General features: G+C 37.0%; 15 protein-coding genes. 2 read left to right on the forward strand and 13 right to left on the reverse strand.

Annotated elements, in window-relative coordinates:
* Positions 1 to 7 precede the first annotated feature (7 nt).
* From U9K52_RS16100 to folK, 4 genes are all read right to left on the reverse strand, one after another.
* On the reverse strand, positions 8 to 1,909 hold the full coding sequence (locus U9K52_RS16100) for an ATP-dependent DNA helicase RecQ (protein ID WP_322927350.1): 1,902 nt from the start codon (positions 1,907 to 1,909) through the stop codon (positions 8 to 10).
* Between the two features lie 80 nt (positions 1,910 to 1,989).
* A complete protein-coding gene (locus U9K52_RS16105; RefSeq protein WP_322927351.1) occupies positions 1,990 to 3,453 on the reverse strand; it encodes an OmpA family protein in 1,464 nt (487 codons plus the stop codon).
* A gap of 29 nt (positions 3,454 to 3,482) precedes the next feature.
* Positions 3,483 to 4,595 carry a hypothetical protein gene (locus tag U9K52_RS16110; protein ID WP_322927352.1) on the reverse strand — a complete coding sequence of 371 codons (1,113 nt, stop codon included), beginning with the start codon at positions 4,593 to 4,595 and terminating at the stop codon, positions 3,483 to 3,485.
* A gap of 19 nt (positions 4,596 to 4,614) precedes the next feature.
* Positions 4,615 to 5,031, reverse strand: a complete 417-nt coding sequence (folK, locus tag U9K52_RS16115; protein WP_248391119.1) for a 2-amino-4-hydroxy-6-hydroxymethyldihydropteridine diphosphokinase — start codon at positions 5,029 to 5,031, stop codon at positions 4,615 to 4,617.
* 19 nt (positions 5,032 to 5,050) lie between these two features.
* Here folK and sppA point away from each other — a divergent pair, with 19 nt between their 5' ends.
* Positions 5,051 to 6,808: a signal peptide peptidase SppA gene (gene sppA / locus U9K52_RS16120; RefSeq protein WP_322927353.1), complete on the forward strand. Its 1,758-nt coding sequence runs from the start codon at positions 5,051 to 5,053 to the stop codon at positions 6,806 to 6,808.
* A gap of 64 nt (positions 6,809 to 6,872) precedes the next feature.
* Here sppA and U9K52_RS16125 read toward each other — a convergent pair whose 3' ends face one another.
* The 9 genes from U9K52_RS16125 to U9K52_RS16165 all read right to left on the reverse strand — a co-directional run bounded on the left by U9K52_RS16125 (position 6,873) and on the right by U9K52_RS16165 (position 14,064).
* Positions 6,873 to 7,139 (reverse strand): GlsB/YeaQ/YmgE family stress response membrane protein, encoded by a 267-nt coding sequence (locus U9K52_RS16125; protein WP_248391128.1) that lies wholly within the window; start codon positions 7,137 to 7,139, stop codon positions 6,873 to 6,875.
* 70 nt (positions 7,140 to 7,209) lie between these two features.
* Complete coding sequence (gene ftsY / locus U9K52_RS16130) at positions 7,210 to 8,163, reverse strand: signal recognition particle-docking protein FtsY (protein WP_066440877.1); 954 nt, start codon at positions 8,161 to 8,163, stop codon at positions 7,210 to 7,212.
* A gap of 179 nt (positions 8,164 to 8,342) precedes the next feature.
* On the reverse strand, positions 8,343 to 8,495 hold the full coding sequence (locus U9K52_RS16135) for a DUF4295 domain-containing protein (RefSeq protein ID WP_002976755.1): 153 nt from the start codon (positions 8,493 to 8,495) through the stop codon (positions 8,343 to 8,345).
* 20 nt (positions 8,496 to 8,515) lie between these two features.
* On the reverse strand, positions 8,516 to 8,698 hold the full coding sequence (rpmG, locus tag U9K52_RS16140) for a 50S ribosomal protein L33 (protein WP_027379950.1): 183 nt from the start codon (positions 8,696 to 8,698) through the stop codon (positions 8,516 to 8,518).
* Between the two features lie 7 nt (positions 8,699 to 8,705).
* The gene (gene rpmB, locus U9K52_RS16145; protein WP_029294538.1) at positions 8,706 to 8,945 is read right to left on the reverse strand and encodes a 50S ribosomal protein L28; all 240 of its coding nucleotides are present in this window, start codon (positions 8,943 to 8,945) and stop codon (positions 8,706 to 8,708) included.
* Between the two features lie 141 nt (positions 8,946 to 9,086).
* A complete protein-coding gene (lnt, locus tag U9K52_RS16150) occupies positions 9,087 to 10,730 on the reverse strand; it encodes an apolipoprotein N-acyltransferase (protein WP_322927356.1) in 1,644 nt (547 codons plus the stop codon).
* Positions 10,731 to 10,857: 127 nt separating this feature from the next.
* Positions 10,858 to 11,661: a pyrroline-5-carboxylate reductase gene (proC, locus tag U9K52_RS16155; RefSeq protein ID WP_312171370.1), complete on the reverse strand. Its 804-nt coding sequence runs from the start codon at positions 11,659 to 11,661 to the stop codon at positions 10,858 to 10,860.
* Between the two features lie 72 nt (positions 11,662 to 11,733).
* Positions 11,734 to 12,753, reverse strand: coding sequence for a UDP-N-acetylmuramate dehydrogenase (murB, locus tag U9K52_RS16160; protein ID WP_323673810.1), 1,020 nt, complete (start codon positions 12,751 to 12,753; stop codon positions 11,734 to 11,736).
* A 105-nt stretch (positions 12,754 to 12,858) separates the two neighbouring features.
* Complete coding sequence (locus U9K52_RS16165; protein WP_248391136.1) at positions 12,859 to 14,064, reverse strand: pyridoxal phosphate-dependent aminotransferase; 1,206 nt, start codon at positions 14,062 to 14,064, stop codon at positions 12,859 to 12,861.
* Positions 14,065 to 14,240: 176 nt separating this feature from the next.
* Between U9K52_RS16165 and U9K52_RS16170 the strand changes: the two genes are divergently transcribed.
* Positions 14,241 to 15,425, forward strand: a complete 1,185-nt coding sequence (locus tag U9K52_RS16170) for a hypothetical protein (RefSeq protein ID WP_263601462.1) — start codon at positions 14,241 to 14,243, stop codon at positions 15,423 to 15,425.
* Positions 15,426 to 15,431 lie beyond the last annotated feature (6 nt).

The raw sequence follows: 15,431 nt of genomic DNA on the forward strand, positions 1-15,431 counted from the left end.
ATATAACTTAGGCTAAAGCATATGTTCTGAAATTAAGCATTTTTACCTTACCGGAATCCAAAAGATAAATAAGAGTCTCAAGAATGTTTTCTTTAGGATGATAATTCAGCTGGATGGAAATTTCCTCTATTGTACAGGCCTTTTTAGCAAGAACCTGAATGATTTCACCAGAAATATTTTTCCCAAAAATAGACTGTCTGTTTTTCTCACAAACAGAACACGTTCCGCAGTTTTTAGATTTCTTTTCACCAAAATAGGTAAGGATCAGTTTCATTTTGCAATAGCGGTTATCTTCAATGTAAAACTTCATTTCTTCCCATTTCTGGATTTTATTTTTCTGAATGTGTTCAAAAAGCTTCCAGTACTGAGAATTATTCAATCGTTCGTCTCTGGGTTTTAAAAATTTAATGCTGGAAAGTGCTCCGTCTACGTATTCAACATATCCTTTCTGTTGAAGTTCTTTAAGTCTTTCTTTAATTAAATGAATACTCACCCCGATTTTATTGCTCACCTGCTGCTCACTGAACATGACTTTGTGTGTTGTAATTCCCGAGATTGTACGAAGCATGAGTTCAATAAAATAAGCATCTTTATGCGGAAGCTGTTCAATTTCATCGGCCTGCATTAAAAGCTGAAGAGATGAAAGACTTTTATGATCATTGAAATAAATAATTTCCTGATTATGAAGGAAATTCAGAACATTTTTAATTTTGGCTGAAGAAAGTTTTGTAAAATTTTGAATTCCGTTTAAATTAAGCTCAAAAACTTTTTCAGGCATTTCAAATTCTGCTACCTGAAAAATGGAATAGAGGTATGTGAGGATTTTTAAGAATTCAGCTTTGTTGGGAATCTGGTTTTTTAATATATCGTCAAAATTAGAAAGTTCCTGCCTGTTCCAAAGTAAGAAGGCAAAGCTTTCTTCACCATCTCTTCCGGCTCTTCCGATTTCCTGATAATAATTTTCAATGGAAGGAGCAGGGGAGTAGTGAATCACGAAACGAACATTGTCCTTGTCAATTCCCATTCCAAAAGCATTCGTGGAGATGAGAACCTGATTATCGCTGTTGTTCCAGATGGTTTGTTTGGCATTTTTCTCCTTTGTTGTAAGGCCTGCATGAAAAAAATCAACGTTTTTTAACTGGTTTTTCTGTAAAAACTCGCTCAGCAGCTCTGCTTCTTTTCTTGTTCTTACATAAATAATTCCGGACTGTTTGGTAAACTTCAGGATATCATAGATTTTCTGGAATTTATCGGAAACTTCTTCTGTAAGAATTCTGATATTTTCCCTCTTAAAACTCCTTTGGAAAATCTGGGGATTTTTAAGTTCAAGCTTTGCTCTTATTTCATCCAAAACTTTCGGTGTTGCCGTTGCCGTTAAGGCCAGACAGGATATTTTAGGATTATTTCTTCTAAATTCCTTGATGTTCTGATAGCTTGGCCTGAAATCCTGCCCCCACTCTGAAATACAGTGTGCCTCATCCACTGCAATAAAAGACAATTGAATTTCTTCAATATTTTGAAGAAACTGTTTATTGGTAAGTCTTTCAGGAGAGATATAAAGCAATTTGGTCAACCCTTCCTTGCAACGGTTATAGATGCCTTCTGCATCATATTCATCCAGTTCAGAAGACAAATATTCAGCTTCAATCCCTCTTGATTTCAGTTGGCTTACCTGGTCTTTCATTAATGCCAGAAGTGGTGAAATTACCAGGCAGGTTCCTTCTTTTAATAATGAAGGAAGCTGATAGCAGAGTGATTTTCCTGCACCTGTTGGTAAAAGGACAAGTGTGTCTTTTTCATTAATAGCAGAATCAATAACGGCTTCCTGGGAATCCCGGAAGTTATCATAACCCCAAAAATATTTTAAGGTTTTGAATTTTAATTCTTGAAAATCTTGTTGGGAAATCATGGGATAAAAATAGTGAAACTAAGCTGACAAAAAAAGCCACGCTTTGCGTGACTTTAATATTATTTTATAAAATTTAAATATTATTTAGCCTCAAAATAAACCCTTCTGTTGGCTCTGTTTTTCCATTCAGGGCATTTTGTAGCTGGATTACATTCAGGATATTTAAGATCTTTTTCACCTCTTCCTACAGCATTTAATTTGTCCGACTGTACACCGTTTTGGATTAAATAATCTTTAACGTTATTTGCTCTTCTTTCAGATAATTTTTGGTTATATGCTTCAGAAGCTCTTGTATCCGTTGCTCCGATCACGGTATAAGTTCCGCTTGAAGAATTAATATAATTAACGGCATTGTTCAGGATAGGAGTGTTTGAAGGTAAGATTCTGTCTGAATTTAATTCAAATTCAATTCCTTCTAATGATGTGGTGCTATCTACTACAGTCTTTCCATCTGAATTTGGAGCTGCAATAGGACATCCATTGTTTTCAACAGGTCCTGGAACTGTTACACATTTATCGTAGAGATCAATTATCCCATCAAGATCAGTGTCAAGTGCAACACCGGCACCATCTACCCTTGCTCCTGCAGGAGTGTCAAGTTGTCTGTCCCAATCATCACAAACGCCGTCGTTATCAAGATCTCCTTTTTTACATACTTCAATATCCTGGTTTTTACTGGCCAGAACATCCAGTTTATAATACATTTCCTGAAGCGGATCATGCCACATCAAATGAGATTCATGTTTTCCTAATTTCAATGAAACTCCTAATGTTGCATTAAAGAAATTATCGGATACCTGTTCTTCTCTTTGGTTGATAGCACTGTATTTATCACCTCCACCATCGAACTCATCATCACCTGTGATTGCATACATTACTCTTCCTTCAAGATCAATTCTTCGGTTTACTTTGAATTTGAGACCTGCACCAGCCTGTGCGAACATAGATCCTAATTTAAATGGCTTAACTTCAGCTACCATTCTGTCTCCTGTTTCATCTTTCTGATAGGCGCGGTATGCTAAAGTTCCCAAACCTGCATATCCGTGAAAAGCCCATCTGTATGGCGAATGGTTATCCACTCTTCTGAACAGGTTGGAGAGATTGATGTCTCCAAGCAATGAAATGGCATCATATTGCGTTCTGGCACCTACCTGCTGATATGTTGAGGCATTTGAGGGTGCATCTTTTTTCGTATTGAACCAACCTTGTCTGGTTTCTCCTCTGTCATATTGTAAGTTAATACCAAAAGCATGAGTAATTGCTTTGTCGATACTTACATATGCCGAGTAACCAAATAAGTCTTTACCGTTTCCATTTTTTATGGATGTTAAATCTGCAGATTGAACCAATGGTACACCTACCCCAAATGAAATTGCCCAATCATTGAATCTTTTTGATTTATTTGTAAATGGGGAAATATTTGCAGAACCTGAAGAGAATGTATTTGGATATTCTCTGCTTGAAGAGACTGCTGTTGAGTCTTGTGCAAAGCCTGTTGCGGGAACAGCCAGCGCTAATGCAACAATTGCTAAACTTAATTTCATATGTATTTTTTTTAGTTATTTAATAATAGTTATTTATTTGTTGGGCAACCTTGGTTCTCAACGGTTCCGGGAACGGTAACACATTTATCATTCAGGTCTATAACGCCGTCCATATCGATATCCAAAGCAACGCCTGCTCCATCTACCCTTGCTCCTGCAGGAGTGTCAGGCTGTCTGTCCCAATCGTCGCACACACCGTCATTATCTGCATCTCCTTTTTCGCATACGATAAGCTCCGGACTTTTATTTTCCAGAATATAGGCTCTGTAGTACGCTTCCTGCAGAGGATCATGCCATGCGAGATGAGTCATATGTTTTCCTAATTTGAAAGAGAGTCCGAGATTTACGGTCCATGCATTGTCTGATCTTCTTTTATTGATCATGTTGTATTTAGAAACTTTAGAACTCGGGTCATAGTCTGCCGGTCCTGCATTTCCTCCGCCGTCAAACTCATCGTCACCACTAATGACATACATGGTTCTTGCTTCAAGATCAATAAGCCTGGAGACATTATATTTTATACCAAGCCCCAATTGATAGTAAATGGAATTTATATCCAGTTTCTGATTGATAAATAAAGGAATTCTTGCGGGGACGGTACTCCATCTGAATTCATTATTATCATGCAGGGAAGTATTGTAGCTCATGATACCGATACCTGCATATCCATGCATAGCCCATCTGTAGGGAGAATGATTGTCTACTCTTCTTAAAAGATTTGAAAAATTAACATCACCCATTAAAGCAATCTGATTATATTTCGTTTTTGCTTCCCCTATTCCCGCAGCGATACCTGCGGCTCCTTCCAGTTGTGCTTTCTGCGTGGTTTCACCTTTTTGGTAAATAAGACTTATTCCGAAAGCATGAGAGATCTGTTTGTCCAGGCTTATATACGAATTATAGCCCCAGTTAATCTTTTGATCTGTAATAGATTTAAGGTCTGAGTGAACCATAAATGCAGCACCTCCACCAATTGATACAGACCAGTCATTAAATCGTCTGGATGCATTGTTGAAGGGTTGTACATGAGCAGAACCCGAAGTAAATGTATTAGGATACATATCATTTGATGTGACAGCAATACTATCCTGCGCATACATTGCAACAGGCATTGCAGCCAATAACAATAAACTTAATTTCATACAATATGTTTTTATGTTTTTAGATAAAATCTTTTAATAATATTCTTGAAAATTCTCTTTCAGAAAGATGTTTTTGATGAGGGATTTTTAACCTTTCTGATATAAACTTTATCTCATTGAACGTAACGATGTCAATATCAATAACTCTGTCGGTATGACCGCCGGTTACAGCAGAATCGTCTGTTCGCCCCATTTCCGCTTCAATACTTTTTACAAGAGTAAGGAGCTGAAATGGTGAAAGATGTGTGAATATTATTGATGCAATATTACAAAAAATATTGGAACTGGCAAATTCCACGGCTTCGGATGTTAAAAAATCACTTACTTTAAATATTTCATTTCCTGCCTGTTTTATTTTGTCCAGGGCAGTCTGCAGATTTTTTTTTTGATCCCCGAGATTACTTCCAAGTAACAAAACGACTTTATGTTGCGACATATTGAAAAAATGATTGTTTATGAAAAGCTTTTTTAAAAATGTACTGGCAAATATAGTGGCTATCGTCATATTATGTGTCGTGTTTTTCTTCTTTTTCATCATAATGCTGGTCTTTAGCGCTATGGGTAGTGAAAAGTCTGTAGTTGTAAAAAAGAATTCCGTACTTACAATTAATCTGAAAACCAATATTATTGACAGTCCTACTGAAGAACAGACGGGATTGTTTAATATCAGCGAACAGAACAAAAATGTTTTGATTTATGATGCAGTTGAGGCGATTCATAAAGCCAAAACAGATGATAATATTAAAGGAATCAGTATTGAAGCGGATAATCTGAACGCCGGTGTCACCCAGATCGATGATCTGAGAGATGCTATCGCAGATTTTAAGAAAAGCGGGAAGTTTGTGTATGCGTATGGAAATGCTGTTTCCCAGGCTTCTTATTATTTAGGGTCTGTTGCAGATCAGTACTATCTGAATCCGGCAGGTATGATCGAACTTAAAGGTCTGGCTACCGAAGTAACCTTTTTTAAAGATTTTGCAGATAAATACGGTATCGGTATTGAGGTAATCCGCCACGGAAAATTCAAATCTGCTGTTGAACCATTCCTGAGAAATGATATTTCTCCTGAGAATAAAGAGCAGCTCAGTACTCTTTTGAACGATATATGGAAAAATACATCTTCCAAGATGGCTGCTTCCAGAAAAATTGATACGGCTGCCTTCAGAATGGTAGTAGACAGCCTTTATGGAATGATTCCTGAATTGGGACTTCGATACAAGCTTGCAGATAAGCTGATCCAGAAAACTGAATATGATCAGTTAATCAAATCAAAATTAAACGTAAAAGATGATGAAAAATTAAATAAAATTTCCTTAGGAAAATATATTGCTTCATATTCCGATAATGAAAAGTCTGGAGATAAAGTTGCCGTTTTATATGCTTCGGGATCAATTTATGGAGGAGACGAATATAATGATATCCATTCTGAAAAATATATTAAATACATTAAAGATCTTCAGAATAATGATAAAGTGAAAGCTGTGGTGTTTAGAATTAACTCTCCGGGAGGAAGTGCAAATGCTTCTGATGAAATTCTTTTTGAGCTTCAGCAGTTAAAAAAGAAAAAACCGCTTATTGTTTCTTTTGGGGATTATGCAGCTTCCGGTGGTTATTACATCGCGATGGCGGCGGATAAAATTTATTCTGAACCTAATACATTGACGGGATCAATAGGTGTTTTCGGTGTTATTCCTTATTTTAAAGATATTGCTAATAAAAACGGGATACGTTCTGATATTGTTTCAACGAATGCCAATTCTCAGTATTATTCTTCTTTAAATGGAGTCACCCCTTACGGAGTAAATCTTATTACAAGAAGTGTTGAGGGTACCTATAAAAGATTTGTATATTTTGTAACGCAGAACAGAAAACAAACTTTTGAACAGATTGATAATATTGGAGGAGGAAGAGTGTGGAGCGGAACAAGGGCTAAACAAATAGGACTTGTAGATGAATTGGGAACATTAAATGATGCGGTAAAATTTGCCGCACAGAAAGCGGGATTGAAATCGTATGGTATTGCTTCATATCCTAAAAGCATGACTCCTTTTGAACAGATATTTAATGATCTGAATCAAGATGAAATTTCGGCAAGAGTGATCAAAAATAAGATTGGAAAATCAAACTATGAAATCCTTCAGCAGGTTACAGAAAAGAGAAAACTGCAGTCCGAAATAAAAATGGAAATGCCTTATCAGATTAAAATTAACTAAATTATATTATACAAAGAAACGGCGGATTTGAATTTCAAATCCGCCGTTTTTAGTTTTTTATTAGCTAAGCCCTGGTTTCCCGTGTAAGCATTGCGTAAATCCAGAGAACAATTAAAGCGCCTCCGATGGCTAAGATCCAGCTTCTGAAATTCCAGAAAGAATCTACATCTCCCCAATGAAGCACATATACGCCTATTGCTCCTCCTATAAAAGCTCCAATAATACCCAGAATCATTGTAATAAGCATTCCGCCTCCCTGTTTCCCTGGCATTATCGCTTTAGCTAGTGCTCCGGCCAGTAGTCCGAAAATAATCCATGTTAAAAATCCCATAGTTGCATTTTTTAATGTTAATATTTATAGTTTGGTTTATTGCTGTTTTGGGAAAACATGATTTTTTACATCATCTCTTCTTGAAAAATGAATCTACAAACTCTGTACCATTAAATAATTGCAGGTCCTGCATCTTTTCACCGACCCCTATATATTTCACCGGAATCTGGAACTGATCCGAAATACCAATTACAACTCCTCCTTTTGCCGTTCCGTCCAATTTGGTTACTGCTAAAGCATTTACTTCTGTAGCAGCAGTGAATTGTTTGGCCTGCTCAAAAGCGTTCTGTCCCGTAGAGCCGTCAAGAACGAGTAAAACCTCGTGTGGCGCATCAGGAATAACTTTTTGCATTACTCGTTTAATTTTGGAAAGTTCATTCATCAGGTTGATTTTGTTATGAAGCCTTCCCGCTGTATCAATGATTACAACGTCCGCATTTTGGGCAACGGCACTTTGTACGGTGTCAAAGGCCACGGAAGCTGGATCTGATCCCATTTCCTGCTTTACAATAGGAACGCCCACTCGCTGACTCCAGATCACCAGCTGATCTACTGCGGCAGCGCGGAATGTATCTGCAGCTCCCAATACCACTTTCTTACCTTCTGATGTGAATTGATGAGCCAGTTTACCTATAGTGGTTGTTTTTCCTACACCATTTACTCCCACCACCATTATTACGTAAGGTTTTTTAGAAGTATCTATATTTCCTGTTCCTGCATGAGGGTTTTCCAGCAGTAATCCTGAAATTTCTTCACGGAGAATTTTGTCCAGTTCATTTACGCTTACGTATTTGTCTCTTGCGACACGCTCTTCAATTCTTTCTATGATTTTGATGGTGGTGGATGCGCCGACATCAGAGGCAATAAGTATTTCTTCAAGGTCATCCAGAACCTCATCGTCTACTTTGCTTTTACCGACTACGGCTTTCGTCATTTTTTCGAAAAAGCCCTGGCTGGATTTTTCCAATCCTTTGTCTAAGGTTTCTTTCTCTTCTTTTTTAAAAATTTTTTTAAACCAACTCATCTTTATGAATTACGGAATTTTATTAATTAAAGATAGAAGCTGAGGATGGAAGTCTGAAGTTCTGCAATTTTGTACCGACTTCAGCCTCCAGCTTCTGACTTCCAGCTAGATTAAAGCAAAGATAACAAAAAAACTACCCAAAAGCTGAGTAGTTTTTTATATTGTAAATAAAGTGTAGATTATTTTTTCAAATAACCGTCTACTTCGTCTGCATTCATTACTTTTTCTTCGAAAACGTAAGCTCCTGACTTGGAAGACTTAACCATTTTCACCACTTTGGTCATTTTTTTAGACTGACCGCTTTGTAGGGTTGCTACTACTTTCTTTGCCATGGTAAATTATATTTTAATAATTACTTGATTTCTTTGTGAACAGTTACTTTCTTAAGAACCGGGTTGTATTTTTTCAACTCCAGTCTTTCAGTGGTGTTCTTTTTATTCTTTGTAGAAATGTATCTCGACATTCCTGGCATACCGCTTTCTTTATGCTCTGTACATTCAAGGATTACTTGAACTCTGTTTCCTTTTTTTGCCATGATTCAATTACTTTTTAATCAATCCGTTTCTAGTTGCTCTTTCAAGAGCTTCCTCGATTCCAATCTTGTTAATCACTCTCAATCCATGAGCTGATACTTTCAGTGTTACGTGCTTATCTTGCTCCGGAAGGTAAAACTTCTTCTCCAATAAGTTAATTTCAAAACGACGCTTCGTTTTGTTATTAGCGTGAGAAACGTTGTTACCAACCATTGCACGCTTTCCTGTTATTTGGCAAATTCTTGACATATCTCGATGTTCTTATTTGTACTATAATATTTGAGAGTGCAAAATAACGAAGAATTTTTTAGATAGACAAATCTTTTGAAAATTATTTGCAAATAAGTTGCTGATATTTACTTCAGATAATTGCTGTTTTTCTATCCTGCTTTACGCTGCTCGACCTTTCCTGGTTTTTTCCTGAAATCGTGTTATTAAAAAATAAAATAACAAAAAGCCCAGGGCAAAAATTGAAAACCGGGAAAGCAAATCTCCCGCTCTAGTATAGAAAGACATCTCATCATACAGTTGTATTTTTGCAAATAAGGCTGTTTTGTCTCCGTAAAAAGTATCTTCAATAATCTCTCCTCTGGCGTCAATATGAGCCGAAATTCCGCTGTTGGCAGCTCTTGCAATTTCTCTTCTGGTTTCTATCGCACGAAGTTTTGCATAAGATAAAAGTTGACGGTGTCCTTCTGAAACACCCCACCATGAATCATTCGTCATAATCCCTAAGAAGTTGGCTCCTTTTTTTACATATTCTCCGGTAAACTCTCCATAAATACTTTCATAGCAGATGATAGGCGCCATTTTGCCTTTATTGAAAGGATTGGCAAATGCCATTCTTTCTTTGTCTGTGCCAAGGGAAGCAACAGTTCCTCCCAGATTAAGCATCGCATCACCTAAAATAGGCTTCAGATAGCTCATATAAGGGAAAATCTCAACGCCGGGAACCAGCTTTCCTTTGTGATATACTTCAACTTTTCGGTTAGGAATAACCTGAACGGCAGAATTAAAACTTTCAACCCAAAGCCCGGGATTTAGCTGATATGCTTCTTTTGGAAGATTTTCTTCGGAAGTATAAAATTTGTGTGAAGAAATTCCTGTGGCAAATACAGACCCTGGATGTTTAGATAAAAACGTTTTAAGATTGTTCAGGATAACACTTTTCTCAAAACCACGCTCGGAAATTGAACCTCTGCCCGGAAGTGCGGTTTCGGGAGCAATATAATAATCTATTTTCCCTTTTGAATTTTTTTCGGCCAGATCCAAAAGATCATTTTCTATAACAAGGCTGTCTTTGGAATATTTTTCAGCATAAGGATCAAGGTCGGGCTGAAGCATTAATACATTTACGCTGCCGGTTGGTTTTTTATTAAAATTATTATACTGTACAACCGAAATAATCATCGGTACGATAATCAGAACCGCAACAATTGAAGTATTTTTAATAAGGTCTTTTCTTTTTCTTCCGGCTTGCCAGATTCTCACTGTATAAAAGATCAAAACATTGATCAGTAAGATCCAGAAGCTTCCACCGGTAGCACCCAGTGTATCATACCATTGAATCACCTTGGGATACTCTGAAAATACGTTGCCGAGATTCAGCCAGGGCCAGGTAAATTCCCATCCCAAGTGGAATTTTTCGAAACTCATCCAGATGGCTACCAGAAAGGCCAGTCCCCAATATGTCCCCTGTGCATTTTTATACCAGTGATAACACTGAAATACCAAAGAATAAAGAAGCGAATTAACCAATACCGGGAATAAAACAGCCAATATCGAATGGCTTCCATCCGGATTTTTTGCTCCGTACAGCCAGCCGGTAGTCACCGCATTCCAGATAATAAAACATACATAAGACAGTCCGAAAACTACCCAGCTTTTTCTCTTAAAGTCTGAAAATTTAGAAACACCATGCTCCATCATCAGAAGCGGTACCAATGCGAAAAATATAAAAAAAGGAACTCCGTAAGTAGGCCACGAAATGGATAATAGCATCGCTGAAATGAGCGTAAGTAAAACGTATTTCATTCAATTTATTTAATACACAAATTTAATGTTTTTGAAATGAATAAATTTGCATACGATGTTAAAGAATATTATAAAATACCAGATCGTAATCTTGACGTGACCTCAACTTCAGATTTTAATGGCAGGATTAGCCATTCAGCTCCTTAGCACGTTTTTCCGCGTTCAGAATGCCTGTTTTCAGGATTTGCTTTAAGTTATTTTCGTTAAAAGTTTTCAAGGCAGCTTCTGTTGTGCCGCCTTTTGATGCGACATCTTTAATGAGTTCTTCTAAATTTTTATCAGAATTATTAATCAGGTGATAAGCTCCGAGCATAGTTTGGTTTACGAAAAGTTTTGACAGGTTTTCATCAATTCCCATTTCAACTCCCGCTTTAATCATCGCATCTACAATGTAATAAAAATAGGCGGGGCCACTTCCGGAAAGTGCAGTTACGGCGTCAAGCAATTCTTCATTTTCCAGGTAAACGGATCTTCCAGTTGAGTTTAGCAGTCTTTCAATAGCAATAAGCTGGCTGAAGGAAATTCCTGCCGCTGCGGTATAACCGGTAATTCCCATTCCGAGCAGGGTAGGGGAATTGGGCATTGCTCTTACTATCAGAGGATGATTAAGTAATTGTTGGATTTTTTCGATTTTAATTCCTGCCATAATCGATAAAACCATCTGATTTTCCACGAGTTTAAATCTGATATTTTCGGCAACATGCTTGAAATCCTGAGGTTTTACAGCAATGATAATTAAATCTGCATTCAATTCTGTGACTTCATCAAAAGTCGAAATCTTAGATTTTGGAAATTCTTCCGATATTTTTGAGAACTTTGAGTTGTCTCTTGTGATTAAATGAAGACTTTCCGGCTTTATCAATTCATATTTCAGAAACGATTTTGAAAAGGAGAGCCCCATGTTTCCGGCCCCGAGAATAGCAATTTTCATATTGTGTGTTTGTTTTATGCGTAGTTAACTTTGTCAAAGTTCAAAACTTTGACAAAGCTTTTAAAGTTTATTTTAAATAATATTTACTTCTCTTTCCAATTCAATCCCGAATTTTTCGTTCACGGAATTAATAATTTCCGTTGAAAAATCGAAGATTTCCTGTCCGGTCGCTTTTCCGGTTGCGTTGATAATCACAAGAGCCTGCAGTTGATGAGAAGCCACATTACCTATCTGTTTTCCTTTCCATCCGCATTGCTCAATAAGCCATCCAGCAGGAACTTTAACGAAATCTCCGTTTGCATACCCCGGAATTTGTGGGAAATTTTCCTTTAACTGTTCAAATTGTGATAAAGAAATGGTAGGGTTTTTAAAGAAACTTCCGGCGTTGCCGATTTTTTTCGGATCCGGGAGTTTACTTTGCCTGATATTGATTACCGCGCGGGAAATATCCTGAATGGTCGGTTTTTCAATTCCTAAATGTTCCAACTCAGCCTGTATCGCGCCGTATTCTGTTTTGATATGATGATTTTTTCGGGTCAGTCTAAAAGCAACTTCCAGGATTACATATTTTCCTTTTCCTTCCTGTTTGAAAACAGAATCTCTGTATCCGAATCTGCATTGCTCCAGGTTGAAAGTTTCAAGCTGCAGGTTTTCAAGGTTTAGAACGGTACAGTTTACAAAAATATCTTTGATTTCCGTGCCGTAAGCTCCGATGTTCTGCATGGGTGATGTTCCTACATTACCGGGAATCAGGGAAAGATTTTCCAGTCCGCCATAATTCTTTTCAAGGCAGAAAATCACGAATTCGTGCCAGTTTTCACCTGCTTTTGCCGTAACCAATACTTCATCCTCATTGAGGATATCTTCGTGAATACCTTTTAGATTAAGCTTAATGGCTAATCCTTCAAAATCTTTTGTCAGAAGAATATTGCTTCCTCCACCTAAAAATAGAAGAGGTAGAGTACCTGTTTTGGAATAGTTCAACGCTTCAATTAATTCTTCGGTAGAATGTACTTCCGTGAAATATCTCGCTTTTGCATCCACGCCAAATGTGTTGTGTGCCTTGAGTGAAAAATTTTCCTGCATTTGGATTATTTAAACAAATTCGTTGATCTTATTAAAAAAAATATCAGCAATAAAAGCTTGGAAGGTATTTCTAATCCAGGTTTTTATTGCTGATAACTATATTGTTTAAGATTAAAGACTGAACTCTAATTTATATTGATCAAGTGCATCTTTTAAAATAGCTGCACTTCTTTTCAGATCTTCTTCTTTTAAAACATAAGCAATTCTTACCTGCTTTTTTCCCAGTTCCGGATTGCTGTAGAAACCTCCTGCCGGAGCTACCATAATCGTTTCGTTCTGGTTGGAATATTTTTCAAGAAGCCATTGCGCGAATTTCTCGGTATCGTCTACAGGAAGCTCTGCAACGCAATAGAAAGCCCCTTTCGGTTTCGGGCAGATTACCCCCGGAATAGCGTTTAAAGCATCAACCAATACATTTCTTCGGTGGGTATATTCTTCCCTTACGGCTCTGATATACGCTCCGTCATTCTGGTGTGCTGCAGTGGCTGCAATTTGTCCTAATAGAACAGGGCTTAATCTGGCCTGTGCAAAAAGCATGGCCGCGTCGTGGATTTTCTTTGAACGGGTAATCATACACCCGATTCTCACACCGCACATAGAATAACGTTTCGATTCGGAATCAATAATAATACAGTTTTCTGCCAGTTCAGGAAAAGCAAACATAGAAACCTGCTGCTTCCCGTCATATACATATTCTCTGTACACTTCATCTGAAATCACCACGATATCATATTTAAGAGCAATTTCTGCCAATTTCTGAAGTTCCTCACGGGTATACAGATAACCGGTAGGATTTCCAGGGTTGCAAATAACGATGGCTCTTGTTTTTTCTGTAATTTTTTTCTCAAATTCTTCAATCGGAGGAAGTGCAAATCCTGTATCTATAGTAGAAGGAACGGCAACAACATTTACATTGAAAGTACTTGTAAATCCATTGTAATTAGCATAATACGGTTCAGGAATAATCACCTCATCACCGTCGTCACACAAAGTTGAAATGGCGAAATTCAAAGCTTCCGATCCTCCGTTGGTAACAATGAAATTATCTGTTGTAAGGTCATTAAATCCCAATGAATGATAATAATCTGTTAAGGCTTTTCTATACTCTAAATTACCTTCTGAAAGAGCATATTCCAAAACTTTGAGATCAATATTTTTTAAAGCATTCAGTGCTGTTTCCGGGGTTTCGATGTCAGGTTGCCCGATATTCAGGTGATAGACTTTTATTCCTTTCTGCTTTGCTTTCAGGGCAAATGGAACCAGTTTTCTTACCGGCGAAGGCGGCATGTGCAGTGCTCTGTTTGAAATATTCGGCATTGTTGAAAAATTTGTATGGCAAAAATAAGATATAATTTCTCAATAATACAATAAAGCAGGCAAAGAAAGACTTTATCCAAATGATATTAATGATTTGTAAAAAGTTAATTATTAATACTGCGACAGGTGTTTTATTGATAAATTATTTTACTTTTGCCCGGAATTAACTATTTTATATGAAGAAAATAAATTTATTTATTCCTGTTGTTTTATTTTCAGTTCAATCTGTTTTGGGGCAGAGGATTGATAAAGAGACCATCAGCTTTCAATTATTGAAAGAACCTGTTTTTACTACAGAGGCTGCCAACAGAAATTATACGATTACTGTAAAATCTCCTTATAATATTACAAAAGATGACGTTTTGAGGATCTCAAAAGAAGATTACCAGAATCAGGTAAATAATTATAAGGCCAATGTAGAAACAGCTAAGATAGAACATCAGGAAAGACTCAAAGATTATGAGGCTGAAGTTAAAAAGCTTCAGGAAAAATTTAAACTCGAATCTGCAGAATACAGCAAGTTGTCTGCTGTTGAAAAAATTGCCACTACAAACGGCGCTCCGGTTTTAACGCTTCCTTCAAGGCCTGTTCTTAATATCCCGCCAATGCCGGTTTACAGACAGCCCGACCTGAGGGATGCGTTAATTGTGGACAACAAAATTCTTGCTTCACAAATAGATGTTGCAGGCTTTTCAAAAGGCGGAAATTATCTTGACCTGCAGATTGAAATGGAAAGAACAAATTTTCAGGACAATCAGGGAAAAACATTTGCCAACCAGCCGGTAAGAATTATCGGTAAACAAAACGGAGTGGTGAAACTGGATAAAACCTATTTTTCCGACTTTGCAGAAATTGCAAGTGTGCCTACAAACGAGATCAACCTAAACGGACACGAAAAATCATATCTCCAGAGAACAATGGACCGTACCAGAAATATTATTAATGATCATTTCGGATACCAGACGATCAATTCTTCGGTAACTTTAGAAACGGTAAAAAATAAAGGAGATTATGATGATCTGGAAAAAGCATATATCTATGTAACGACTAATCTTAAAAAGCTGCAGGCAAAGTCGGACTACGCTCCGAATAAAGTGGCCATGGAAAATATGCAGAAAGGAATCGATATGTGGAAGACTGCGCTTAGTAAAGTAAATTACAGTGATAAAAAAGCTTTATACAACCAGAAAATAGGAGAGTATCTTTATTTTAATCTGATAAGGCTGAATCTTGCTTTAGGAAATTCTAAAGAAGCGGAAAAATATTTAAATGAACTTCAGGAACATTTAGTAGACATCAAATTATCCTATGATGCCAATCTTGAATTAAAAAAATTAGAACAAAAAATTTATAATAACTAAAGAAAA

The sequence above is a fragment of the Chryseobacterium sp. MHB01 genome, assembly GCF_034651565.1.
GTDB lineage: Bacteria > Bacteroidota > Bacteroidia > Flavobacteriales > Weeksellaceae > Chryseobacterium > Chryseobacterium nepalense.